Source organism: Streptomyces sp. NPDC057002, assembly GCF_042673825.1.
GTDB lineage: Bacteria > Actinomycetota > Actinomycetes > Streptomycetales > Streptomycetaceae > Streptomyces.
The window spans coordinates 265,047-289,200 of sequence record NZ_JBHURZ010000005.1 but is presented as its reverse complement, the minus strand read 5'-3'; the positions used below and the strand labels follow the sequence as shown (position 1 = coordinate 289,200).

The 24,154-nt window shown below is 70.4% G+C and carries 25 protein-coding genes; 12 read left to right on the top strand and 13 right to left on the bottom strand.

Features of this window, described 5'->3' with window-relative positions; all coding sequences use genetic code 11:
• Positions 1-23: 23 nt before the first annotated feature.
• On the top strand, positions 24-1,220 hold the full coding sequence (locus ACFT32_RS25505) for an exo-alpha-sialidase (protein WP_382493436.1): 1,197 nt from the start codon (positions 24-26) through the stop codon (positions 1,218-1,220).
• Here ACFT32_RS25505 and ACFT32_RS25500 read toward each other — a convergent pair.
• The 5 genes from ACFT32_RS25500 to ACFT32_RS25480 are packed head-to-tail and all read right to left on the bottom strand — an operon-like array spanning position 1,217 to position 7,754.
• On the bottom strand, positions 1,217-2,149 hold the full coding sequence (locus tag ACFT32_RS25500; protein ID WP_382493433.1) for a dihydrodipicolinate synthase family protein: 933 nt from the start codon (positions 2,147-2,149) through the stop codon (positions 1,217-1,219). The two genes, ACFT32_RS25505 and ACFT32_RS25500, sit on opposite strands and share 4 nt — an antisense overlap.
• Complete coding sequence (locus ACFT32_RS25495; protein ID WP_382493430.1) at positions 2,146-3,165, bottom strand: oligopeptide/dipeptide ABC transporter ATP-binding protein; 1,020 nt, start codon at positions 3,163-3,165, stop codon at positions 2,146-2,148. The genes ACFT32_RS25500 and ACFT32_RS25495 overlap by 4 nt, the downstream gene beginning before the upstream one ends.
• A complete protein-coding gene (locus ACFT32_RS25490) occupies positions 3,162-5,135 on the bottom strand; it encodes a dipeptide/oligopeptide/nickel ABC transporter permease/ATP-binding protein (protein WP_382493427.1) in 1,974 nt (657 codons plus the stop codon). The genes ACFT32_RS25495 and ACFT32_RS25490 overlap by 4 nt, the downstream gene beginning before the upstream one ends.
• On the bottom strand, positions 5,132-6,094 hold the full coding sequence (locus tag ACFT32_RS25485) for an ABC transporter permease (protein WP_382493424.1): 963 nt from the start codon (positions 6,092-6,094) through the stop codon (positions 5,132-5,134). Before ACFT32_RS25485 ends, ACFT32_RS25490 begins: the two co-directional genes overlap by 4 nt.
• A 31-nt stretch (positions 6,095-6,125) precedes the next feature.
• Entirely contained in the window at positions 6,126-7,754 is a 1,629-nt protein-coding gene (locus ACFT32_RS25480) for an ABC transporter substrate-binding protein (RefSeq protein WP_382493421.1), read from the bottom strand.
• Positions 7,755-7,998: 244 nt separating this feature from the next.
• On the opposite strand from ACFT32_RS25480, the gene ACFT32_RS25475 reads away from it, so the two are divergent.
• The 4 genes from ACFT32_RS25475 to ACFT32_RS25460 all read left to right on the top strand — a co-directional run bounded on the left by ACFT32_RS25475 (position 7,999) and on the right by ACFT32_RS25460 (position 10,928).
• Entirely contained in the window at positions 7,999-8,712 is a 714-nt protein-coding gene (locus ACFT32_RS25475; RefSeq protein WP_382493419.1) for a FadR/GntR family transcriptional regulator, read from the top strand.
• Positions 8,713-8,744: 32 nt separating this feature from the next.
• Positions 8,745-9,197 carry a protein phosphatase gene (locus tag ACFT32_RS25470; RefSeq protein ID WP_382494634.1) on the top strand — a complete coding sequence of 151 codons (453 nt, stop codon included), beginning with the start codon at positions 8,745-8,747 and terminating at the stop codon, positions 9,195-9,197.
• Positions 9,198-9,305: 108 nt separating this feature from the next.
• Positions 9,306-10,478, top strand: coding sequence for an abortive phage infection protein (locus ACFT32_RS25465; RefSeq protein WP_382493417.1), 1,173 nt, complete (start codon positions 9,306-9,308; stop codon positions 10,476-10,478).
• A 12-nt stretch (positions 10,479-10,490) separates the two neighbouring features.
• Complete coding sequence (locus ACFT32_RS25460) at positions 10,491-10,928, top strand: VOC family protein (protein ID WP_382493414.1); 438 nt, start codon at positions 10,491-10,493, stop codon at positions 10,926-10,928.
• Here ACFT32_RS25460 and ACFT32_RS25455 read toward each other — a convergent pair.
• From ACFT32_RS25455 to ACFT32_RS25440, 4 genes are all read right to left on the bottom strand, one after another.
• Entirely contained in the window at positions 10,925-12,400 is a 1,476-nt protein-coding gene (locus ACFT32_RS25455; protein WP_382493411.1) for an alpha/beta hydrolase, read from the bottom strand. The two genes, ACFT32_RS25460 and ACFT32_RS25455, sit on opposite strands and share 4 nt — an antisense overlap.
• Positions 12,401-12,692: 292 nt before the next feature.
• Entirely contained in the window at positions 12,693-13,136 is a 444-nt protein-coding gene (locus ACFT32_RS25450; protein ID WP_382494631.1) for a GNAT family N-acetyltransferase, read from the bottom strand.
• Positions 13,137-13,160: 24 nt separating this feature from the next.
• Positions 13,161-13,358 (bottom strand): DUF397 domain-containing protein, encoded by a 198-nt coding sequence (locus ACFT32_RS25445; RefSeq protein ID WP_382493408.1) that lies wholly within the window; start codon positions 13,356-13,358, stop codon positions 13,161-13,163.
• On the bottom strand, positions 13,340-14,170 hold the full coding sequence (locus tag ACFT32_RS25440; RefSeq protein ID WP_382493405.1) for a Scr1 family TA system antitoxin-like transcriptional regulator: 831 nt from the start codon (positions 14,168-14,170) through the stop codon (positions 13,340-13,342). The genes ACFT32_RS25445 and ACFT32_RS25440 overlap by 19 nt, the downstream gene beginning before the upstream one ends.
• A gap of 116 nt (positions 14,171-14,286) precedes the next feature.
• Here ACFT32_RS25440 and ACFT32_RS25435 point away from each other — a divergent pair, with 116 nt between their 5' ends.
• From ACFT32_RS25435 to ACFT32_RS25410, 6 genes are all read left to right on the top strand, one after another.
• A complete protein-coding gene (locus ACFT32_RS25435) occupies positions 14,287-14,493 on the top strand; it encodes a hypothetical protein (protein ID WP_229845541.1) in 207 nt (68 codons plus the stop codon).
• Positions 14,490-14,705, top strand: coding sequence for a hypothetical protein (locus ACFT32_RS25430; protein WP_382493403.1), 216 nt, complete (start codon positions 14,490-14,492; stop codon positions 14,703-14,705). The genes ACFT32_RS25435 and ACFT32_RS25430 overlap by 4 nt, the downstream gene beginning before the upstream one ends.
• A gap of 62 nt (positions 14,706-14,767) precedes the next feature.
• Positions 14,768-15,514 carry a DNA repair protein RecO gene (recO, locus tag ACFT32_RS25425; protein ID WP_382493401.1) on the top strand — a complete coding sequence of 249 codons (747 nt, stop codon included), beginning with the start codon at positions 14,768-14,770 and terminating at the stop codon, positions 15,512-15,514.
• 49 nt (positions 15,515-15,563) lie between these two features.
• A complete protein-coding gene (locus tag ACFT32_RS25420) occupies positions 15,564-16,394 on the top strand; it encodes an isoprenyl transferase (protein WP_382493399.1) in 831 nt (276 codons plus the stop codon).
• A 72-nt stretch (positions 16,395-16,466) separates the two neighbouring features.
• On the top strand, positions 16,467-17,867 hold the full coding sequence (locus ACFT32_RS25415) for an MFS transporter (RefSeq protein ID WP_382493397.1): 1,401 nt from the start codon (positions 16,467-16,469) through the stop codon (positions 17,865-17,867).
• A 147-nt stretch (positions 17,868-18,014) separates the two neighbouring features.
• The gene (locus tag ACFT32_RS25410; protein WP_382493395.1) at positions 18,015-19,388 is read left to right on the top strand and encodes a histidine-type phosphatase; all 1,374 of its coding nucleotides are present in this window, start codon (positions 18,015-18,017) and stop codon (positions 19,386-19,388) included.
• A 64-nt stretch (positions 19,389-19,452) separates the two neighbouring features.
• Here the strand turns inward: ACFT32_RS25410 and ACFT32_RS25405 are convergent, their stop codons facing one another.
• From ACFT32_RS25405 to ACFT32_RS25390, 4 genes are read right to left on the bottom strand one after another with little or no spacing between them, the layout of a single operon-like run.
• Complete coding sequence (locus ACFT32_RS25405; protein ID WP_382493393.1) at positions 19,453-19,869, bottom strand: Fur family transcriptional regulator; 417 nt, start codon at positions 19,867-19,869, stop codon at positions 19,453-19,455.
• A gap of 58 nt (positions 19,870-19,927) precedes the next feature.
• Positions 19,928-20,830, bottom strand: coding sequence for a metal ABC transporter permease (locus ACFT32_RS25400; protein WP_382493391.1), 903 nt, complete (start codon positions 20,828-20,830; stop codon positions 19,928-19,930).
• On the bottom strand, positions 20,830-21,597 hold the full coding sequence (locus tag ACFT32_RS25395; protein WP_382493388.1) for a metal ABC transporter ATP-binding protein: 768 nt from the start codon (positions 21,595-21,597) through the stop codon (positions 20,830-20,832). Before ACFT32_RS25395 ends, ACFT32_RS25400 begins: the two co-directional genes overlap by 1 nt.
• A 20-nt stretch (positions 21,598-21,617) precedes the next feature.
• Positions 21,618-22,577: a metal ABC transporter substrate-binding protein gene (locus ACFT32_RS25390; protein WP_382493385.1), complete on the bottom strand. Its 960-nt coding sequence runs from the start codon at positions 22,575-22,577 to the stop codon at positions 21,618-21,620.
• A 194-nt stretch (positions 22,578-22,771) separates the two neighbouring features.
• Here ACFT32_RS25390 and ACFT32_RS25385 point away from each other — a divergent pair, with 194 nt between their 5' ends.
• On the top strand, positions 22,772-24,154 hold the full coding sequence (locus ACFT32_RS25385; protein WP_382493382.1) for a glycine--tRNA ligase: 1,383 nt from the start codon (positions 22,772-22,774) through the stop codon (positions 24,152-24,154).

Genomic DNA, 24,154 nt, shown 5'->3' with positions numbered 1-24,154 from the left:
GACGCCCCCGCTTCAGGAGCAGGATGAGACTCCTCAGCCGCACCCTCCTCGTCACCACGGTCCTCTTCACCGCCGTCACCGCGACGACCACCGCGACGACCTCCGCCTCGGCCACCCCCGGCTGTACGTCCTCCGTCCCGTACGTCTCGGGCGAGGGCGGCTACGACACGTACCGCATCCCCGCCGCCGTCACCACGCGCAAGCACACCGTCCTCGCCTTCGCCGAGGGCAGACGCGGCGGCGCGGGGGACACCGGCGCCATCGACGTCGTCCTCAGGCGTTCGGCGGACGGCGGCTGCACCTGGGGCCCGCTCACCGTCGTCGCCGCCGGGAAGGGCGACACCCGGGGCAACCCGGCCCCCGTCGTCGACCCGCGCACCGGCGCGGTCGTGCTCCTCACCTCCTACAACAGCGGCAAGGTGACGGAGGCCCAGATCATGCGGGGCGAGGTCACGCCCGAGCAGAGCCGCCGGGTGTTCGCGCAGCACAGCCGGGACGACGGCCGGCACTTCACCGCACCCCGTGAGATCACCGCGCAGGCCAAGCGCGCGTCCTGGCGCTGGTACGCGACCGGCCCCGGCCATGCGATCGCTCTCACCCGGGGCCCGCACGCGGGCCGGCTGGTCGTCCCCGCCAACCACTCGGCGGCCCCGCCCGCGGGCTCCCCGGACACCGGCCAGGAACCCCGCTACTACGGCGCCCACGCGCTCCTCAGCGACGACGGCGGCAGGACCTGGCGGACGGGCTTCGTCGACGACTCCTACGACGGGGTGAACAACGCCAACGAGTCGATCGCCGCCCAGCTCCCCGACGGCAGGGTCTACTTCAACGCCCGCGACCAGCACGGCACGAGCCCCGGCAACCGCCTCGACAGCCACTCGCGCGACGGCGGCCGGTCCCTCGACCGGCCCTACACCGTGCAGCCCACCCTGAACGAGGTCCCCATCGTCCAGGGCAGCGTCCTGCAACTCGCCGGGAAGCGCGCGCCGTTGCTGTTCTCCGGCCCGTCCGTCCCCACCGCGCGCAGGGCGATGGCCCTCTGGCGCAGCACCGACGACGGCGCCACGTTCACCAAGGCACTGACGCTCTCCCAGCAGCCCGCGGCCTACTCCGACCTGGTGCCGCTCGGCCGGAAGACGGTGGGGATCCTCTACGAGACGGGAGTACGGGGGACCTACGAGACGATCGAGTTCCGCCGCCTGCCCGTCGGTGACCTCTAGAGCAGCCCGGCCGCCGCCAGGTACTTGCCGACCCGCTCCACCTCGTCCGGCGACAGCGGCACCTGCGGCTCCGCCGTCGCCGGGCAGTCGATCACTCCCCGCAGGTGCAGCGCGGCCTTGAAGGCGCCGATCGCCGAGGAACCGGGGCCCATCCGGGCCGGGTCGCCGACCGTCACCATGCCGAACAGGGCGCACAGCCGCTCCTGTTCGGCACGGGCCTCCTCCCAGTCCCCGGCGCGGCACAGGCGGTCCAGACGGACATAGCCGTGCGGGTCGACGTTGCCGAGGCCGGGCACCGTCCCGTCCGCGCCGAGCGCGAGCGCCGCGTCGACGATCAGCTCGGAGCCGGTCAGCACGCTGAAGCCGGTGATGCCCTGGCGGTCCCGGGCGCCGGTCAGGACCTGGCGGAAGGCGGCCAGGTCGCCGCTGGAGTCCTTCAGACCGGCCAGGACACCGTCGGCGGCCAGTTCCAGGACCACGTCCGCGGGCAGCTTGGTGTGGACGGCGACGGGAAGGTCGTAGGCGATGACCGGGACGGGGCTGCCGGCCGCGACCGCGCGGAAGTGGCGGGCGATCTCCGCCGGGTGGGTGCGGGCGTAGAACGGGGCGGTGACGACGACCGCGTCCGCTCCGGCCGCCGTCACCGACGCGACATGGTCCAGGACCCGGGCCGTCGTCATGTCGATCGCCCCGGCCAGCACCGGGAGCTTCCCGCTCACATGGGCCGCGACCGACTCGACGACCAGCCTGCGCTGCCGGTCCGGCAGATACGCCGCCTCGGACGTGGAGCCGAGCACGAACAGTCCGCTCACTCCGCCGGCCAGCAGATGGTCGACGAGCCTGAGCAGCGAGGGGACGTCCACCTCGCGGTCCGGTGTCAGGGGCGTGCACACGGGCGGGATGACACCGGTCAGCGGGGTGAGGGTCATGGAGCCTCCATCGGGGCGCTCTGGCGGACGAGGTCGCGGGTCGACTCGTCCTCCTGGACAGGATGGTGGCAGCGGAAGCGGTGCGCGGGGGCCGACGCGGCCGAGAAGTCCGGCATCGTCTCCGCACATGTCCCGTCCGCCTTCCAGCAGCGCGTCCGGAACGGGCAGCCGCTCGGCGGGCGGGTCGCCGACGGCACCGGACCGACCAGCGGGATCGGGTCGATCGGGTCGAGCAGGCCGGGCGTGGCGGAGAACAGGGCGCGGGTGTACGGGTGCCGGGCCCGGTCGGTGACCAGGGCGGCCGGGGACTCCTCCACGATCCGGCCCAGGTACATGGTGATCACACGGTCGCTCATCCGCCGCACCGTCTGGATGTCGTGCGAGACGAAGACCAGGGCCAGCCCCAGGCGTTCCTTCAGATCCAGCAGGAGGTTGAGGATCTGGGCCCGGACCGACACGTCCAGGGCGCTCGTCGGCTCGTCCGCCACGACCAGGTCCGGGTCCAGCGCCAGCGCCCGGGCGATCGCGACGCGCTGCCGCTGCCCGCCCGACAACTGTCCCGGCAGGGCGTCGGCGAGGGCCCGGGGGAGACCGACGAGGGACATCAACTCCCGCACCCGGTCCTCGCGGCTGCTTCTGGTGCCCCGGTCGTGCACGTCCAGCGGGTCCCGCAGGATCTGCCGGACGGGCAGACGGCGGTTCAGGGCCGTCGACGGGTCCTGGAAGATCATGCCGGTACTGCTGCCGACGGCCCGCCGGCGCTCCGCGGCCGGCATCGTCCACAGGTCCCGGCCCCGGAAGGACACCGTCCCCCGGGTCGGCCGTTCCACCCCCACCAGGACCTTCGCCAGCGTGGACTTCCCGCAGCCCGACTCGCCGACCACACCGACGGTCTCGCCGGGCGCGATGGCCAGGTCGGCGCCGGTCAGGGCGTACACCCGGTCCCGGGTGAACAGGCCGCCGCTGCGGGCCTTGTGGACGACGTGAGCATCCGTCAACTCCACGAACGCACTCATGACACCGCCTCGGGCTCGGTGGCCGACAGCTCTATGGCCGGGTGATGGCAGGCCGCCGTGTGCGCCTCGGGGCCGGTCAGGACCGGAGCCGTCGTCCGGCAGATCTCGCTCGCGCGCGGGCACCGGTCCGCGAACCGGCAGCCCGCCGGGAAGTCGGCCGGAGACGGCACGACGCCCTTGATCTGCGTCATCCGCTCCTGCGCCGACTCCAGCGACAGCACACTGCCGAGCAGACCGCGTGTGTAGTGGTGGGCCGGAGCCTCCACCAGGTCGGCGGTCACACCCGTCTCCACGATCTGCCCGCCGTACATCACCACCACCCGGTCGGTGACGTCCGCGATCAGCGCCAGGTCGTGCGAGACGAGGATCAGAGCGAAGCCCAGCTCCTCGCGCAGCCGCAGCAACAGCTCTATGACCTGGGCCTGCACGGTCACGTCGAGGGCGGTCGTCGGCTCGTCGGCGACGATCAGCTTCGGGTCGCGCGACAGCGCCATGGCGATCAGGACGCGCTGGCGCTGCCCGCCGGACAGTTCGTGCGGATAGCTGCGCAGGGTGCGTTCGGGGTCGAGGCCGACCATCGTCAGCAACTCGGCCGGACCGCGCCGCCCGCCGCGCCGGACGACCTGCTTGAGCTGGGCGCGGATCGTCATCGCCGGGTTCAGAGACGACAGCGCGTCCTGGTAGATCATGGCCATCTCGTGGCCCAGGAGCTTGCGGCGTACGCGCATCGGCTCGGCGATCAGATCCCGCTGCCGGAACCGCACCTGTCCGCTGACGCGCGCCCCCTTCGGCTGGAGGCCCATCACCGCCAGCGCGGTCAGCGACTTGCCGCAGCCCGACTCGCCGACCAGGCCCAGCACCTCACCGGGATGCACCTCGAAGCTGATGCCGTCCACGATGTCCACGCCGCCGTGCCGCTGGTCGAAGCCGATCGCGAGGTTCTCCACCGCGAGCACGGGCTGACCGTCCCGGGGCAGCCGGCGGGCCCGGGCCCGCAGCCGCCGGGCCGCCTCCGCCAGGCCGGGCAGTTGCACGACCTCCCCGCTGCCGGGCTCCGGCGCCTCGAGCCGGTCGTCGCCGGGCGCCTCCACCTCCCGGGCCGACGGGGCCGCCCACGCGTCGGACACGCCCTCGGACAGGATGTTCAGCGACAGCACCGTGACCAGCATCAGCAGCCCGGGGAACACGGTCGCCCACCAGCCGCCGGTCAGCACCATGTTCTTGCCGTCCGCGATGACACTGCCCCAGGACGGGTCGGGCGGCCGTACACCCGCCCCGATGAAGGACAGCGACGCCTCGAAGACCACCGCCTCGGCGACCTGGACCGTGCAGAACACCAGCACCGGGGCGGCACAGTTGATCGCCACGTGCTTCAGCACGATGTGCGGGGTCCGCGCGCCGATCACCCGTTCCGCCGTCACATAGTCCTCGCCGTACTGGTCCAGGACGTTCGCCCGGACCACCCGGGCCACCGGTGGCGTGAACAGGAACGCGATCGCGCAGATCAGCACCGTGATGCCACCGCCGAACACGGCCACCAGCACGGCGGCCAGCGCGATGCCCGGGAACGCCATCACGACGTCCAGACAGCGCATCAGCGTCTCGTCGACCGCCTTGCGCGAGGTGGCCGCGATCGCCCCGAGCAGCGCGCCGACCACCAGCGCCAGGCCGGTGGCGCCGAGCCCGATCGCGAGCGACCAGCGCGCCCCGTACATCAGCCGGCTGAGGATGTCCCGGCCGAGGCTGTCCTGCCCCATCCAGTGCTCGGCGGACGGATGCCCGGTGCCGTCGACCGGCGGCTGCTGGTCGAGCGGGTCGTGCGGGGCGAGGAGCGGCGCGAGCAGCGCCATCAGGACGACGACCGCCAGGAAGCAGACGGCGACCTTCGACAGCAACGGCAGCCGGCGCCAGCCGCGCAGCCGTACCCCGGGCCGGGACAGCGTCTCGGTGAGGCTCTTGCGGGTCATCATGTGGTCGCATCCCTCAGTCGCGGGTTGACCAGCAGGTAGAGGACGTCGATGACGAGGTTCACGACGACGAATCCGGCCGCGGTGGTCAGGACGACGCCCTGGACGACGGCCGGGTCGCCGTTCTTCACGGCGTCGATCATCAGCTTGCCCATGCCCGGCAGCGAGAAGATCGTCTCGATGACGACCGCGCCGCCGAGGAGATAGCCGACGCGCAGGCCGAGCACGGTGAGCGGGTTGATGAGCGCGTTCCGCAGCACGTTCCGACCCACGACAACCCGGGGCGGCAGCCCGCTGCCGATCGCCGTCCGTACGTAGTCCTTGTCCAGCTCCTCCACCACGGCCGTCCGCACGATCCTGGTCAGCTGCGCCGCCACCGGCAGTGACAGCGCGAAGGCCGGCAGGGTCATGGTCTTCAGCCAGCCGGTGATGGAGTCGGCCGGGTTGATGTAGCCGCCGGTCGGGAACCAGCCCAGATCGACCGCCAGGTACTGGATCATCAGCAGCGCCAGCCAGAAGCCGGGCGCGGCGACGCCGGTCAGCGATACGACCCGGATGATCTGGTCGGGCAGCCGGTCCCGGTAGATCGCCGCGGTCACCCCGCCCAGCAGGGACAGGACGACCGCGATGCCCAGGCCGAGGAAGGTGAGCTGGAGGGTGAGCGGCAGCGCGGTGGTGACCTGGTCGATCACCGGCGCCCGGGTCAGCGCGCTGGTGCCCATGTCGCCGTGCAGTACGTCGGCGACGAAGTCCACGTAGCGCACGGGCAGCGGGTCGAGCAGGCCGTGTTCCTCCCGGAAGTCGTGCAGCTGCTGGGGTGTCGGGTTGGCGCCCTGGAAGAACGCGGACGCCGGGTCGACGTCCGAGAACCGCATCACCAGGAACACGAACAGCACGATGCCGAGCATCAGCGGCACGAGCAGGGCGATACGGCGGAGCAGGATCCGTACGACGGCGATCACGTGGCGAAGGCCCCCTGTCCGAACAACACGGCTAGGCCCACTTGGCCTGGAGGAGGTTGATTCCGGGGTACGGCTGCGGCCTTATCCCGCTGAGCCGCTTGGGGTTCCAGGCCGTCATCAGCTCGTTGTGGACGACCGGGTAGAGCACGGCCTGTTCGGCGACGACGTCGATGTAGTCCTGGACCATCGTCTTCTTCTTCCCGGCGTCCGGCTCCCGGGTGGCCCGGTCCATGTCCCTGAAGAGCGCCTTGGCGACGGAGTCGCCGGCCCACCGCGTGTACTGCATCCACAGGTTCTCGGGCCCGTAGTTGTAATGCATGATCAGATCGGCGTCGAGGCCGAACTGGTTGGGGTTGGAGGCGGCGGCGACCACCTGGTAGTCCTGCTTCTGGTCCATCTTGGTGAAGACGGCCGTGGTCTCCTGCGGGGACAGGGTCGTGCGGACACCGATCGCGTCCCAGGAGGACTTGATGGTCGGCAGGCAGTCCACGATCCAGCTGACGTTCACCGCGAGGATCTCGATGCTCAGCCCCTTGACCCCGGCGGCCTTGAGCAGCGCCTTCGCCTTGTCCGGGTCGTACCCGTAGACGGACTTGGCCCGGCGGTAGGACGGGTTGCTCTCGTCGAGGAAGGAGCTCGCCGGCTTCCCGCGCCCCTTGAGCGCGACCTCCACCATCTTCTCGGTGTCGATGGCGTAGTGCAGGGCCTGGCGCACGCGCACGTCGTCGAAAGGCTTGTGCTTGGTGTTGAACATCAGGAACAGGTTGTTCATCCCGGCTCCGCCGGCGACCGTCATGCCGCCGCTCTCCAACTGCCCGATGTTGGCGTACGGGATGTTGTCCGCGATCTGCGCTCCCGCGCTCGACCCCGAGATCTTCGCGACGCGGGGCGCGGCGTCCACGATCGTCAGCCAGTTCATCTTCCGGAAGGCGGGCTTGCGCGGCCCGTTGTAGTCGGCGAACGCCTCGAAGGTGGTGTTCGACTTGGGGTGGTGCGCGGTCTGCCGGTACGGCCCCGACCCGACGGCGAGCCCCTTGATGGCGTCGTCCCAGCCACCCGGCTCGGAGAACACGTGCTTCGGCATGATCTTGGCGAGCGTCAGCCGGGAGAGCCCGTCCGGGAACGGGAACTTGAGCACGAGCTCCACATTCTGCGCGTCGATCTTCCGGACCTCCTTCAGCCAGCTCGCGAAGAAACCCTTGGCGAGGGTCTGGGTGTCCGGGTCGAGGATCCGCTGGAAGACGAACACCACGTCGTCGGCGGTCACGGGCTTGCCGTCGTGGAACTTCGCACCGGCCCGCAGCGTGAACTTCCAGGACGTGCTGTCCGGGTCCTTCGGCACCTCGGTCGCCAGGGCCGCGTACGGCTCGCGGGAGATCGGGTCGGTGTCCAGCAGGCCCTCGTAGATGTGGTTGTTGGCGGCCATGCAGAACGCGGACGCCGTCTGGGTCGGGTCCCAGCTGCCGTCGTTGCCGTAGCCGATCACCGCGGTGAGCGTCCGGTCCTTGCCGTCGCCCCCGCCGGTCTCGTTGGTGGACTCCGGCCCGGACGAACAGGCCGACAGCGAGGCGGAGACGGCCGCGGCCGCGCCCAGCGCGCCGGTGTACTTCAGGAAGGTCCGGCGGTGCGGCGCCGGTACGTCGTGGGTCACGTCGCGCACGGGTCCTCCAGCGGTGAGGTCTGGAACGGTGTGAAGAGGCGGGAGATACGACGTCCTACGTCCTGGCGGTCAGCGCGACCATAGGAGGGGGCGTGAGGGCGGTCAAGGGGTCGCACACGAATGGCGTATCTGCCAGAGGTCGCACCAATGGCGCTGTGAAATGGCGTGAGTTGACGGCCTATCAGGGCCTGCCCGGCACTGGGTACCGCCAGAGGTGGGACGTGGGACGTCCGGGGCGCGTACGATGCGGCGCATGTCCGAGGAGCCCAGGACCAGCCGGATACAGCGCCAGGTCGTCCAGCTCATCCTCGACCGCAGACTCACCGCCGGCGCGCCGCTGCCCACCGAGGCCGAACTGATGGAGACCCTCGGCGTCAGCCGCAACTCCGTCCGCGAGGCCCTCAAGGCCCTCCAGGCCCTCGACATCGTCGAGATCAGACACGGCTACGGCACCTATGTCGGCCAGGCCTCCCTCACCCCGCTCGTCGACGGCCTGACCTTCCGCACCCTGGCCCGGCACGACGACGACACCGGCGCCCTCGCCGAGATCCTCCAGGTCCGCGAGGTACTGGAGGAGGGCCTGATCCGCCGGGTCGCCGCGACGCTGACCGAGGCGGAACTGGACAAGCTGGAGGGCGTGGTGACCCGTATGGAGTCGGCCAGTGCCCTAGCCCGGTCCTTCCCCGACCTCGACCGCGAGTTCCACGAGGCCCTGTACGCCTCCCTCGGCAACGCTCTCGTCCCCCAGCTCCTCGCCGCCTTCTGGACCGTCTTCCGGCGGGTCTCCGGCGCCCGCGGCTGGACCGACGACCCCACCCCCGAGATCACGGTCCGCCGTCACCGCGACATCGTCACCGCCCTGCGCGCCCGCGATGTGGAGGGCGCGCAGCGGGCGATGGCGGTCCACTTCCGGGGGATCGAGGCGCGGGCGGCGGAGGAGTCGCGGGGGGTGGGGTGATTCCGCTCCCGGGCGGGCTGGTGCCCAGCATGATGAGGGGCGTGACCGAGCTGTGGAACGAGAGTGACGCCGGCGTCCTGAGACTGCCTTCCGGCCGATTGGTGCGGGGGCGGGGCCTCCGCCACCCCCTGGACCCCGCCGCGCCCGTGCCCTCCTACGGTGTCTACCTGCTCGGCGCGCAGCCGCCCGAGGTCCCCTGGGGGTCGGGCTGGATCCGCTGGCCCGACTTCCGCCTTCCGGCGGACCGGCCGGCCGCCCGTCTGGTGCTGGCCGACGCGTGGGAGCGGGCCGCCGGGGAGCGCGTGGAGATCGCCTGCGGCGGCGGACGCGGCCGCACGGGCACGGCCCTGGCCTGCCTCGCCGTCCTGGACGGGGTGCCGGGGGAGGAGGCGGTGGCGTATGTGCGGCGGCACTATGACCGGCATGCGGTGGAGACGCCCTGGCAGCGGCGGTACGTGCGCCGGTTCGGGGAGGGGGGAGTCTGATGGCCCTTATGAGCCTCTCCTTCGGCGCGGTGCCTCATACCTTGGTCGGACTGCCGTAGACCGACGGCCGACAGCGGACTCGGCACCCGCCTCGGCACAGTAACCGGTATGGAAGAGACCAAGGGGAGCAAGCAGGCAAAGGAGATCAGCCGGGCCGCGTTCCTGGCCGGGACGGCGGCGGTGGGGATCGCCGGGGCGGCCGTGGGACCGGCCGGACAGGCCCGGGCGGCGGAAGTCCGGCACGCTCGCGGGCTGCGCCGCCATGGCGTCGTCTACACCGTCGGGGCGGGGGAGACACCGGGTACCGCGTGGAGCGCGCGCCGGATGCGGGCCGACGTACGGGCCATCCGTGACGACCTGCACGCCGACACCATCGACGTCACGGGGGACGGCGTCGAACGGCTCACCGCCACCGCCGCCGAGGCCGCCGAACGCGGGCTGCACATCTGGCTGCAGCCGACCCTCGGGGACGCCCCGCAGCGGGACATCCTGGAACACCTCGCCGAGACCGGCCGGTTCGCGGAACGGCTGCGGAGGCAGGGCGCGAGTGTCGACCTCAGCGTCGGCTGCGAGTTCTGGCTGTTCGTCCCCGGCATCCTGCCGGGCGACACGGTCCTGGATCGCGTCAGGCACCTCCAGAACGGCACGGTCGACTGGCCGCGGACGTTGCGCCGGCTCGCCGAGTTCACGGCGAAGGCCGCGAGGGTCGGCCGCTCCGTCTTCAACGGCAACCTCAGCTACGCCGCCGCCCAGAGCATCGACGACCCGGACTGGAGCCTCTTCGACATCGTCGGCATCGACTACTACTCGTACTTCGAGAAGCGGTCCGACTACGTCCGGGAGCTGAAGCAGTACCTGCGCTGGGGCAAGCCGCTCGCCATCACCGAGTTCGGAACCTGCGCGTACGTCGGCGCCCCCGAGACGGGCGGCCTGGGCTGGGACATCGTCGACTACGACAAGGAGCCGCCGGAGATCAAGGGCGACCCGGTCCGCAGCGAGCGCGTCCAGGCCGACTACGTGGGCGAGCTGCTGGACGTCTTCACGGCGATGGGCCTGTACGGGGCGATGACCTTCGAGTTCATCAGCGCGGACGCCCCGCACCGCCCGGACGAGCCCCGGCTCGACCTCGACATCGCGACGTACGCCATCACCAAGGCGATCAAGGACCGCCCGGACGACCCCGACTCCGGCTGGCACTGGGAGCCGAAGGAGGCGTTCCACGCGGTGGCCCGCCGCTACGCCCGACGGGCGCGGCCCGGGTCGCGGAGGGACCATGGCTGAGGAGGTGCGCCTATGGAATGGACCCTTGAGGTCGTCGCCGTACCGGTCACCGACCTGGACCGGGCCAAGGCCTTCTACGTGGACCGGTGCGGATTCCGCGCCGAGATCGACGCGTCGTTCTTCGAGGGCGTGGGCCGCTTCGTCCAGCTCACGCCGCCCGGCTCCCGCTGCTCCATCGTGCTGGAGTCCGGGATGCCGGACGCACCGGGGCAGCCTCGTGCGGCCCCGGGGTCCCTCCAAGGCCTCCAGCTCTGTGTCACGGACATCGAGAAAGCCAGGGCGGAGCTGGTGGGACGCGGGGTGGAGGTATCGCCGGTCCTGCATGTGAGCGCGTCCGGCTGGGCGGAGGGCCGGGGCGAGGAGGGCTGGAACTCCTTCCTCTTCTTCCAGGACCCCGACGGCAACGGCTGGGCGATCCAGGAGGCCCCGGCGCCGCTCGCCCAGCGCTAGGCGCAGTACGTGTCCCGGTCCGGGCGCTCGCCCGTCGCGAGGAAGCGGGAGACGGTCCGGTCGCCGCAGGCGTTGCCGTTGGCGAGGTAGGCGCCGTGGCCCGTGGAGTTCACCGTCACCATGACGGCCCGGTCACCGAAGGCGCGCCGGAGCTCGCGGGCCCCGCTCAGCGGGGTGGCGACGTCCCGCTCGTTCTGGACGAGCAGGATGTTGGAAGGGCCGTCGCCGGTGATCCGTACCGGCGACTCCTTCGGCGTGAACGGCCAGGCGGCACACGGCATCGCGCCGCGCGGCATGCCGGCCGTGAGGGGGAACTCGGCCCGGCTCTTGTCGGTCCCCTTCTGGTAGTGGGCGGTGGACTTGGGCCAGGCGATGTCGTTGCAGAGGATGCCGACGCCGACCGCGGCGGCGTTCTGCGTCTCCGGCTCGGGCGGAGCCTCGGGTACGGGCGGCACGGTGCCCTTACGCGTGGCCAGGATCATTTCCGCCAGCACGGGGTAGTCGTCGGGGCCGTACAGGCTGTTGAGCATGGTCTGGCGCAGGACGTTGCCGTTCAGCTCCGCGGGGTCGGCACCGGGCCAGGGGAGCGGCTCGCGGTCGAGCCGCTCGGCCAGCCGCAGGAAGAGGGGGCGTACGTCGGCAGCCTTCCGTGCCAGTCGGTACGGATTCCCGGGCCGGGACGCCCACTTGGCGAACTCCGGGAAGTTGTCCTCCACGCCGTCCTCGAACGCGGCGAGCCAGGCGCGTCCCACGCGGGTGTGGTCGGGGTTGTCGTTGCTGTCCAGCACGATGCGGTCGGTGCGGTGCGGGAACAACTGGCTGTAGAGGGAGCCGACGTACGTGCCGTACGAGTCGCCCCACGCGGAGATCCGGCTTTCACCCAGCGCGGCCCGGACACGGTCGAGATCGCGGGCCTCGTTGGCGGAGCTGATGTGCCGTATCAGCTCACCGCCGTTACGAGCACAGGCGCCGGCAATACGCCGAGCGGTGGCCATGGTCTCGGTGACAGAACCGTCCGGGGCGGGCCAGGGCAGCTTGGCGAGGGCGAGATCCTCGCTCTCGAGCCCACATGTGGTGGCACTGGAGGGAGCCATCCCCCGCGGCGCGAACCCGACCAGGTCGTAGACGTCCCGCACGCTTTGCGGCAGCCGCTGCCCCTTGCCCGACGGATCCTCGAGACTGACCCCACCGGGCCCGCCGGGGATCAGTAACAGCGCACCCCGGCGAGCGGACGGTTTCTCACTCGGGATCCGGGAGACGGCGATCTGGATCTTCCGCCCGTCGGGGTCGGAGTAGTCCAAGGGCACGTCGACGGTGGCACACCGCTGACGAGGGTCGAGGCCGGTGCCCTCGCACTTGGTCCATTCGAGGGACTCGGCATCGGCGGCGGACGCACCGCTGCCAGGCCCGGCCAGCCCGAGCACGACACCCACGGCGGCGATCAGCGCGGCGTTCTTCGTGATCTGCTTCATGTGCAGCAGCGTGACCGACTCCGGGAGGCTGTCCCATCCGGGTAACTGCCGGACAGGGCAGGGGGATTACCCCAGGACCGGACATCAGGAGACCTCCAGTTTCTTGTTCGGGCAGTGAATGACCCGCCGTAGACGCCCGGGGTGGGGTGCCCTGCGGCGGGCCGGGGTGTGTCAGGCGAGGGTGGGGTAGTCGGTGTAGCCGCGGTGATCGCCGCCGAAGGTGTCGCGGCCGGGCTGCCCGCGGAGGAGCAGGACGCCATGATCCGCGTACTGGCCCGGATCGAGGACAGTCTCAGCGAGGCGGTCGGTCGCCAGGCGGCGGCCTCAGCATGAAGACGTCGATCGGGTCCTGGGTCTCGACCGCGAATCCGTGGCGTTCGTAGAGGCGGCGGGCCGGGCTGCCCTGGAGGACGTTCAGGCGTACGGGTTCGGCATCGGCGTCGGTGCGGGCCAACAGGGTGCGCAGGACTGCCGAACCGAGGCCCCGGCCCTGGAGGCCGGGATCGAGGTAGAAGTGCTCCAGCCAGGTGCCGTCCTCAGCCGGACGCAGCGTGACGCTGCCCGCGAAGGTGCCGCCGGCCTCGATGACCGAGGTGTGCCGCGGGGCGAAGCCGTCTCGCAGCCGCTGCCTGACCCGGTGCGCGTCGTAGCGGCCCAACCGCTCCAGATCCGGGCGCATCACGATCGCCCGCAGTTCCGCGATCGGCTCGACGTCCGCCGGTTCGGCGGGGCGCATGGTCCAGTGCACGCGCGGATTATGTCAGCGGCGGCAGTGGTGACGTATGAACAGGCTCCAGGCGGCGGTCCCGACCAGGACCACGGGGCCGTCTTCCAGCTTGCTGTCCCGGACGGGCACGGTGCCGGGGATTCCGTCGGCGACCTCGAGGCAGTTGCCGCCATCGCCGTTGCTGTAGCTGCTCTTTCGCCAGCGGGCGTTGCTCAGGTCGTAGGAGTGCATCGTTTGAAATCCTCAGCCGCCGATCGGATCAGGGCGAGGGACGCCTCCGGCGACAGCGCGGCACCCCTGAGCAGATCGTAGGCGCGCTGTGCACGCTTCACCATGGCCGGGTCGTCGATCAACGTTCCCGAAAACGACGTCTCTGTATAGGCGACGGGCGGCGCGTCCTCGAACTCCATGAACCGAAGCGAGCCGTTGTTGGCCGGAGCCCCTGCCGAGAACGGGAGCACCTGCAGCACCACCTTCCGTGCGCTCGCGAGATCGGCCATGTGGTCCAGGGCCTGGGCCGCCACGTCAGGACTGCCGACCGGGATCCGGAGCACGGTTTCGTGCACGACCGCCCAATACACGGGCCTTGTAGCGTCATCGAGGATCTGGGCGCGTTCCACGCGGGCGGCGACTCTGTCCTCAATGAACTCGTCCGCCGCGAATGGGTGCGTCGCCAGGGTGAGTGCCCTCGCGTACGCAGGCGTCTGAAGAAGACCGGGCACGACCGTCGGTTCGAACTCGCAGATCGCTGTCGCCTGCTTCTCCAGCGCCAGCACCTCCGCGAAATAATCCGCATACCGCTTATCGTCAATCAGCTTCCTGCACAACCGCTCGAAAATACCGTCGGTTTGCAGAACCCCGTCGATCCGCTGCGCCACATCCAACTGTGGCTTGCGAATGGCCTGTTCGAACTGGCCGATGTATCCGCCGGAGACGAAAACCCGTGACCCCAGCTCCACCTGGGTGATCCCCGCATCCTCCCTCCGCCGCTTGAGCTCCGTGCCGAAGAACTCCCACGCCGCTTGCCGAGAACCGTTGGCCATTGCCGAACCCCTTTGTGCTGCCCCGCAGTTGTAGGGCACAGACCCCTCCCGAGTGTAGGCGCGCAGCGTCACCGTAGGGATGCGAAGAGTGAAACCGCAAAAGGAAGGGGAGCACGGTGGAGGCACGACACTCGGCGCACTGCGTCGAAGAAGCGGAGGACGCGGTGAAAGAATTGCGGGCAGAACTCGCGAAGGCGGGAATTACCCTGCCGTCACTGGGCCTGGACCCGGTGAGTCTTGCGCGGGAAGCACCCTGTCCGCTCGTGGAATTGGGCCGGTGTTCCGTGGAGACCGCCCGGCGGCTCGCGGCGGTGCTGCGATGAAGCCCCCGGTCGGCGCGTATGTCGTGGACACCCGCACTGGACGCATCGGCATCGTCATGGGGCATGAGGGGCCCTACGTGCAGCTGCGGCCGTACGGGGGCGGGAAAGAATGGGACGTGGACCCCGGCGCCGTCCGGCACGCCACCCCGGCCGAGCGGCTGAGCGCGGCGACGGCGTACGCCAACGCCCGCAGCAGGGGAGAGGTCCCTTGACCCGGGTTACGCGGGTGACCCGGGTAACCCCGGTGCCCCGGTGACCCTGCGAGAATGACGCCATGAGTCTGTTCCGCGACGACGGCATCGTGCTGCGCACCCAGAAGCTGGGTGAGGCGGACCGGATCATCACGCTGCTCACGCGCGGTCACGGACGGGTACGGGCCGTGGCCCGGGGCGTGCGCCGGACGAAGTCGAAGTTCGGTGCGCGCCTCGAACCCTTCTCGCACGTCGACGTGCAGTTCTTCGCGAAGGGGAGCGAGCTCGTCGGGCGCGGGCTGCCGCTGTGTACGCAGAGTGAGACCATCGCGCCGTACGGCGGCGGGATCGTCAGCGACTACGCGCGGTACACCGCCGGGACCGTCATGCTGGAGACCGCCGAGCGGTTCACCGATCACGAGGGGGAGCCGGCCGTGCAGCAGTATCTGCTGCTCGTCGGCGGGCTGCGGACCCTCGCCCGGGGAGAGCACGCCTCGCATCTCGTGCTCGACGCCTTCCTGCTGCGCTCCCTCGCCGTCAACGGCTACGCCCCGAGTTTCACGGACTGCGCGAAATGCGGGATGCCCGGGCCCAACCGGTTCTTCTCGGTCGCCTCGGGCGGTTCCGTCTGCGTGGACTGCCGGGTGCCCGGCAGCGTCGTACCCTCGCCCCAGGCCCTCGAACTCCTCGCCGCGCTGCTTACGGGAGACTGGGACACCGCGGACGCGTGCGAGGCGCGGTACGTCCGCGAGGGCAGCGGGCTGGTGTCCGCGTATCTGCACTGGCACATGGAGCGCGGGCTGCGTTCCCTGCGGTACGTGGAGAAGTAGGCCCGGCCGTACAGACGTATTGCAAGCGAGTACGAGGAGCGAGAGACACATGGCCGTACGCGGGATCCTGGGGCGCCAGCGCCGGGAGTACAGGACGCCGGAGCAGCACCCGTCCGGCGCACGGCCGCCGAAGCTCGGAGAGCTCGTACCGAAGCATGTGGCGATCGTCATGGACGGCAACGGACGATGGGCCAAGGACCGGGGCCTGCCGCGTACCGAGGGCCACAAGGTCGGCGCCGAGCGGGTGCTGGACGTGCTCCAGGGCGCCATCGAGATGGGCGTCGGCGCGATCTCCCTGTACGCCTTCTCCACCGAGAACTGGAAGCGCTCGCCCGACGAGGTGCGCTTCCTGATGAACTTCAACCGGGACTTCATCCGCAAGACCCGCGACCAGCTCGACGAGCTCGGCATCCGGGTGCGCTGGGTGGGCCGGATGCCGAAGCTGTGGCGTTCCGTGGCCAAGGAGCTCCAGATCGCCCAGGAGCAGACCAAGGACAACGACCGGCTGACCCTGTACTTCTGCATGAACTACGGCGGACGGGCCGAGATCGCCGACGCCGCGCAGGCGCTGGCCGAGGACGTGAAGAGCGGGAAGCTCGACCCGTCGAAGGTCAACGAGAAGACCTTCTCGAAGTACATGTACTACCCGGACATGCCGGACGTGGACCTGTTCCTGCGCCCGAGCGGTGAGCAGCGCACCTCCAACTACCTGATCTGGCAGAGCGCCTACGCCGAGATGGTCTTCCAGGACGTGCTGTGGCCGGACTTCGACCGGCGTGACCTGTGGCGGGCGTGCCTGGAGTTCGCCTCGCGCGACCGGCGGTTCGGCGGGGCCATCCCGAACGAGGAGCTGCTGGCCATGGAGGGCAAGCAGGAGTAGGCCCCACCGGCCTCCCTGGGCCCGGCAGCCCCTGCGGTGGCAGCCGGGCCGTACCGGCGGTGTGCTGGTGGCATGGGTTCGACGGCCGTCAGCGCGCCTCGGAGGACGAGCAGGCGGGCCGGGGCCTTCGTCGCGGCCTCGCTCGCCCTGCTCTGCATCCAGCTGGACTTCTTCGCGCTCAACCTGGCCATCCCCGGCATCTCCGCCGAGCTGGACACGACGGTCTCGGCGGCCCAGTGGACGCTGTCCGCCTACATGCTCGCCATCGGCTGTCTCTTCATCGTCGGCGGGCGGCTGGGCGATCTGCTCGGCCGCCGTCCGATCCTGCTGATCGGGACCGGCCTGTTCGCCGCCGCCTCCGTCGGCTGTGCTCTCGCTCCCACCCTGGGCGTCCTCGTCGTGTTCCGGGTGGTGCAGGGCGCGGGCGCGGCGCTGATCTTTCCCGTGTCGGTCTCCGTCGTCAGCAACGCCTTTCCCGAGGAGACCCGGGCCCGGGCGCTCGGCGCGATGTTCGGGATCGCCAACGTCGGCACCGCCCTCGGGCCGTTCGTCGGAGGTGGCTTCACCGACGGCCCCGGCTGGCGGTGGATCTTCTGGCTGCTGGCGCCGCTCAGCGCCCTCTCCCTGCTGATCGCCCTGCGGTACGTCCCCGACTCCCGGGACGAGAGCGCTCCCCGCCAGATCGACCTGCCCGGCTGTCTGGCCGTGGTGACCAGCCTGGCCGCCCTGACCCTCGCCGTGGAGCGGGGCAGCGCCTGGGGCTGGGACCACGCGCGCACACTCACCCTGCTGGGCGTCGCGGTGGTGGCCGGTGCGCTGTTCGTCCTGCGGGAGCGGACCTGCCGGCATCCGCTGGTCGACTTCCGGCTCTTCCGCAACATCCGCTTCGACCTCGTCACCGTGATGGGGTCGGTGGCCAACATGGGATACGCCGTCACCGTGTTCCTCGCCACCCTGCAGTTGCAGCAGGTGCGGGGCCTGTCCGCGATCCTGTCCGGCACGGTGTTCCTCGCCCCGGCCGTGATGGTGGCCTGCGCCGGGCCCATCGGCGCCTGGCTCTCCACCCGGATGCGTCCCACCAGCGTCATGGCCCTGGCCGGGACCATCGCCGGCACCGGCATGATCGGGCTGAGCTGGGCCTGGTCCTGGTGGGTATACCTGCCCGTCTTCACCTGGTCCGCGCTCGGCCTCGGCCTGGGCTGGACCTTCGCCAGCGTGGCCACCCAGCAGGTCGTCCCGCCCGCCCGCGCCGGCGAGGCCTCCGGGGTCGTCCTCACGGCCCTCGTCACCATGGGCGCCATCGGCCTCGCGGCCGTAGCGGCGGCGATCACCTCCCTCACCCCGGAGACCGGCCCGGAGCACGCCTACGACCTCCTCCTGCGCATCGGCGGCGTCGTCATCCTCGCCTCGGCCGCCCTGTCGCTGCTCGTCCGCCGCGGGCTCACCGCCCGCGGCCTGGTGCCGTCCGCCTGAGGATTTTTTGGCAAGGGCAGGACGGTCGGCCACGCCCCGGCCGCCACCGGGCCACGCGAAGTTCACGTACCGACTCGACGATGCGGCGGATCACCCGGTCTGCCGCATCAGTCGCTTTGATGCGGTCCTGAACGAAACGGCACCTCCATGAGACGCCTCACCCCCGCTCTGGCCCTCGGCCTCGCGACCCTGGTGGTGGCCCCGTCGGCCGCCCAGGCGACGGACCACCACACCGGCCGTGACTCCGGCGCTGTCCGCGACAGCTTCGGCACCAAGGCCTCCTACGCCCCGCAGCAGAACACCCACTCCTACCAGCGGCCCCCGGCCGGTTTCACGGCTGTCTTCACCGAGAACGTCTCCCGGCACGGCTCCCGCGCCGCCACCGACAGCGAGGACGGCGACCTGATCCTCGCCCTGTGGGACAAGGCGCAGGGCGAGGGGCAGCTCACCCGCGCGGGGCGGGAGTTCGGGCCCAAGGTGCGGGCGCTGCTCGACGCGATGTCCAAGGTCGGATACGGCAACCTCAGCGGCCGCGGCAAGCAGGAGATCGAGGGCACGGCCGTCCGCATGGAGCAGCGACTGCCCGGGCTGTTCCGGCAGATCGCCAAGGACGGCGACAAGATCGACGTCGTCAGCTCCGGGCAGGGGCGGGCCGTCGACAGCGGCAACCTGTTCGCGACGACCCTCGGGAACACCGACCCGGCGCTGAAGCCGCTGATCGGCCCGGCGCGCGCCGACGCGAACCTGCTGTACTTCCACAAGGCGGCCGGGGGTGCCGCCTACCGCGACTACATCGACAACGACCAGCGCCTCGCGGACACGCTCAAGAGCCTCACCGACCAGCCGAAGACCCACCGGGCCGCCCGCAGCGTCCTGAGTGAGCTCTTCACCCCGCCCTTCGTCCAGCGGATCACCGACGGCGAGTTCGCCTCGATCGGCACCGAGGTGCAGGCCGCGCAGGCCGTCTACAACCTGTACGCCATCGCCCCGGCCATGAGCGCGGAGAGCCCCGGCGGCAAGGGCTGGGGCATGGAGCGGTACATCTCGCGCGGCGACGCCGCCTGGTTCGGATACCTCAGCGACGTCGAGGACTTCTACGAGAAGGGCCCCGGCTTCGCCGACAGCGACATCACGTACAAGATGGCGGACGTCCTCCTCGACGACTTCTTCAAGCAGGTCGAGGCCAAGCGCGCCGGCACCAGCGACCTGGGCGCGGAACTCCGCTTCACGCACGCCGAGGAGATCATCCCCCTCGCGGCCCTGATGAAGCTCCCGGGCAGCACGCAGGGCGTGACGGCCGAAAAGCCCTACACCTACGCCGACAACACCTGGCGCGGCGCCTCGGTCGCCCCCATGGCCTCCAACATCCAGTGGGACGTCTTCCGCAAGGGCAGCACCTATCTCGTGCGCATGCTCTACAACGAGAAGGAGACGGCCTTCAAGCAGGGCTGCCACTCCATCGCCAAGGGCAGCAAGTTCTACGACCTCAAGGAACTGGAGCGCTGCTTCAATCGAAGCTGAAGGTGACTAACTCAGGGGCGCGGGGAACTGCGCGACAAGCCCCCACGCACCCGCAGCCGACAAGTCACCGGTCAGAAGCCGCGCAATCCGCACAGGTCCCAAAAATCTCCACCGTATGAGCCACGTTCACATACCCATGCTCCGCGGCGATGGCATCCGCCCACTTCTCCACGGCAGGCCCCTCCACCTCGACAGCCTTGCCGCACCCCCGGCACACAAGGTGGTGGTGATGGTCATCCGTGGAGCAACGGCGGTAGACGGACTCGCCGTCGGCGGTACGCAGGACGTCGACCTCACCGGCGTCGGCGAGGGACTGGAGCGTGCGGTAGACCGTGGTGAGCCCGACCGAGTCGCCCTTGTGCTTGAGCATGTCGTGCAGGTCCTGCGCACTGCGGAACTCGTCGACCTCTTCCAGGGCCGCCGACACGGCGGCCCGCTGCCGGGTGGCGCGGCCCTTCACGGACGGTCCAGCGGTCGTCACCGTTGCCTCCTCACGTCTGCCTTGCCCGGGTCATTGTGCCAGCCCGGGATGGGGGCGGTCAGACGCCGACTTCGTCGGCCGCCCCCCGGGTACCCGGAATCGCGCACTCGCCGGGGTCGTGGGCGGATTGCGCGGAAGCCCGGGCGCGGGCGCGGCGGCGGGCCAGCGGAGCCGCGAGCGCCGTCAGCACGATGAACGCGCCGATGGTCAGCAATACGATCGTCGCACCGGGCGGGACGTCCTGGTAGTACGAGGTGACCGTGCCGCCGATCGTCACGCTCACACCGATGGCGACGGCGATCACGAACGTGGCCTTGAAGCTGCGGCTGATCTGCTGGGCCGCCGCGACGGGCACCACCATCAGCGCGCTGACCAGCAGCAGGCCCACCACGCGCATCGCCACCGTCACGGTGACGGCCGCGGTGATCGCCGTCAGCAGGTTCAGGGCGCGCACCGGAAGGCCCGTCACCCGGGCGAACTCCTCGTCCTGGCTGACCGCGAACAGCTGCCGGCGCAGGCCGAGCGTGACCAGGACGACGAAGGCGGCCAGTACGCAGATCGCCGTGACGTCCGACTCGGACACCGTCGACAGGGAGCCGAACAGGTACGACGTCAGATTGGCGTTGGAGCCCGTCGGCGCGAGGTTGATGAACATCACACCGCCGGCCATGCCGCCGTAGAAGAGCATCGCGAGGGCGATGTCGCCGCGGGTCTTGCCGTACCAGCGGATCAGCTCCATGAGGACCGCGCCGAGGACGGAGACGAGGGTCGCCATCCACACCGGGGACCAGGTCAGCAGGAAGCCGAGGCCGACGCCGGTCATCGCCACGTGGCCGATGCCGTCGCCCATCAGGGCCTGGCGGCGCTGGACCAGATAGATCCCGACCGCGGGGGCGGTGATGCCGACCAGGACGGCGGCGAGCAGGGCCCGCTGCATGAAGGCGTAGTCGAGGAAGTCCATCAGCTCAGCAGTCCCGTACGGATCGGTTCGGCGCCCGCCGGTGCGTGCGGGTGTACGTGGTCGTGGCCGGGGAGGGCGTGCTGTCCGACCGCCTTCGGGGGCGGTCCGTCGTGCACGACGCAGCCGTCGCGCAGGACGACCGCCCGGTCGATGAGGGGCTCCAGGGGGCCCAGTTCGTGCAGCACGAGCAGCACGGTGGTGCCCTGGGCGACCTGCTCGCGCAGCGTGTGCGCGAGCACCTCCTGGCTGGCCAGGTCGACGCCCGCCATCGGCTCGTCCATGATCAGCAGCTCGGGTTCGGAGGCGAGGGCGCGGGCGATCAGGACCCGCTGGTGCTGGCCGCCCGAGAGCGCGTCGACCGAGTCCTTGGCCCGGTCCGCCATGCCGACGAGCTCCAGCGCCTGCCGTACGGCCTTGTGGTCGGCCTTGCGCAGCACGCCGAAGCGGGCCCGGGACAGGCGGCCGGAGGAGACCACCTCGGTCACCGTGGCGGGCACGCCGCCCGCGGCCGTGGTGCGCTGCGGGACGTAGCCCACGCGCCGCCAGTCGCGGAACCGCGCGCGGTCCGTGCCGAACAGCTCGATCTCGCCGGCGCCGGTCTGCACCTGGCCGATGATGCTGCGCACGGCCGTGGACTTGCCGGAGCCGTTCGCGCCGAGCAGCGCGACGACCTCGCCGCGACGCACGGTGAGGTCGATGCCGCGCAGGACGGGGCGCGAGCCCAGTTCCGCGCGGACGCCGCGCAGGGATACGACGGGCTCGGTCATGCCGTCCTCCGATGAGTGAGTCACTTGGCTCCCAGAGCCGTCTGCAGGGCCTTGAGGTTGGCTTCCATGACCTGGAAGTAGTCGTCGCCCCGGGACTTGTCGGTGATGCCCTCGAGCGGGTCGAGGACGTCCGTCTTCAGGTTCGCGTCCCGGGCCAGGGTCTTCGCGGTCCGGTCGGAGACCAGGGTCTCGTAGAAGACGGTGGTGACGCCGTCGGCCTTGGCCTCCTGCTGGAGCTCCTTGACCCGGGCGGCGCTGGGCTCGCTCTCGGGGTCGACGCCGGAGATGGCCTCCTGGGTGAGGCCGTAGCGCTCGGCGAGGTAGCCGAAGGCGGCGTGGTTGGTGAAGAAGACCTTGGACCTGCTGTCCTTCAGGCCGTTCTCGAAGTCGCTGTTCAGGCCGCCCAGCTTCTTGACCAGGGCCTCGGTGTTCTTCTTGTAGTCGGCCGCGTGATCCGGGTCGGCCTTCTCGAAGGCCTCGCCGACGCCCTGGGCGATCTCGGCGTACTTCACCGGGTCCAGCCAGACGTGGGGGTCGCGGCCGTGCTCCTCTTCCTCGGAGGAACCTTCGGAGTGGCCCTTCTCACCCTCGTGGCTGTGCCCGGCGCCGCCGTGGTCCTCGAGGTGGGTCAGCGAGGCCGCGTCTATCTTCGTCTCGATGCCGGTCTGCGAGACGGCCTCGTCGACGGCGGGCTGGAGCCCCTTGAGGAAGAGCGCCGCGTCGGCCTCCTCGAGCTGGGCGCGCTGCTTGGTGCTGATCTCCAGGTCGTGCGGTTCCTGGCCGGGCTCGGTCAGACTGGTGACGTTCGCGTGGTCGCCGCCTATCTGCTCGGCGAGGAACGCCATCGGGTAGAACGACGCGACGACGTCGAACTTCTCCGTGTTGCCCGTCGCCGCGCTGTCGCTGGAGCAGGCGGTCAGAGCGCCGAGGCCGAGAGAGGCGGCCGCGGCGGCGGGTATGAGGCGTCGTCGTACGTTCATGACACTCATTTTCAACAAATATGGAAACCGTTGTCAACAAACGTCCTGAACTGGGCCGGGAAACAGGGCGCGCGGCCCTCTGGCGGTCGCCGAGGGGGGAGCGATTTGATTGGAGGGGCGTCCCCGCCGGTAACCTGAATCATTCGCTGGAAGCAACTCGCTTCGTCGCCCGTCGTCGTAATGAAGAGAGCACCGTGGCCGCCGACAAGATCGACACCATCGTCAGCCTGAGCAAGCGCCGTGGCTTCGTATTCCCCTGTAGTGAGATCTACGGCGGTCAGCGCGCCGCCTGGGACTACGGCCCGCTGGGTGTCGAGCTCAAGGAGAACCTCAAGCGTCAGTGGTGGCGCTACATGGTGACGTCGCGCGAGGACGTGGTCGGTATCGACTCGTCCGTCATCCTGGCCCCCGAGGTCTGGGTCGCCTCCGGCCACGTCGCCACGTTCACGGACCCCCTCACCGAGTGCACCTCCTGCCACAAGCGGTTCCGCGCGGACCACCTGGAGGAGGCCTACGAGGAGAAGAAGGGCCGCGCCCCGGAGAACGGGCTCGCGGACCTCAACTGCCCCAACTGCGGAAACAAGGGCACCTTCACCGAGCCCAAGCAGTTCTCCGGCCTGCTGTCGACCCACCTCGGCCCGACGCAGGACTCCGGCTCCGTCGCCTACCTGCGGCCCGAGACCGCGCAGGGCATCTTCACCAACTTCTCCCAGGTGCAGACCACTTCGCGCCGCAAGCCGCCGTTCGGCATCGCCCAGATGGGCAAGTCCTTCCGCAACGAGATCACGCCCGGCAACTTCATCTTCCGCACCCGCGAGTTCGAGCAGATGGAGATGGAGTTCTTCGTCAAGCCGGGCGAGGACGAGAAGTGGCAGGAGTACTGGATGGAGCAGCGCTGGAACTGGTACACCGGTCTCGGCCTGCGCGAAGAGAACATGCGGTGGTTCGAGCACCCGAAGGAGAAGCTCTCCCACTACTCCAAGCGCACCGCCGACATCGAGTACCGCTTCCAGTTCGGCGGCAGTGAGTGGGGCGAGCTCGAGGGCGTCGCCAACCGCACCGACTACGACCTCGGTGCCCACTCCAGGGCCTCCGGCCAGGACCTCACCTACTTCGACCAGGAAGCCGGTGAGCGCTGGACGCCGTACGTCATCGAGCCCGCGGCCGGTGTCGGCCGCTCGCTGCTGGCGTTCCTGCTCGACGCCTATGTCGAGGACGAGGCGCCCAACGCCAAGGGCAAGATGGAGAAGCGCACCGTGCTCCGCCTCGACCACCGCCTCGCGCCGGTCAAGGTCGCGGTGCTCCCGCTGTCCCGGAACCCGGAGCTGTCCCCGAAGGCCAAGGGCCTCGCCCAGGCGCTGCGCCAGAACTGGAACATCGACTTCGACGACGCCGGCGCCATCGGCCGCCGCTACCGCCGCCAGGACGAGATCGGTACGCCGTTCTGTGTGACCGTCGACTTCGACACGCTCGAGGACAACGCGGTCACCGTCCGCGAGCGTGACTCGATGAAGCAGGAGCGGGTGTCCCTCGACCAGATCGAGGGGTACCTGGCGGCCCGCCTGGTCGGCTGCTGA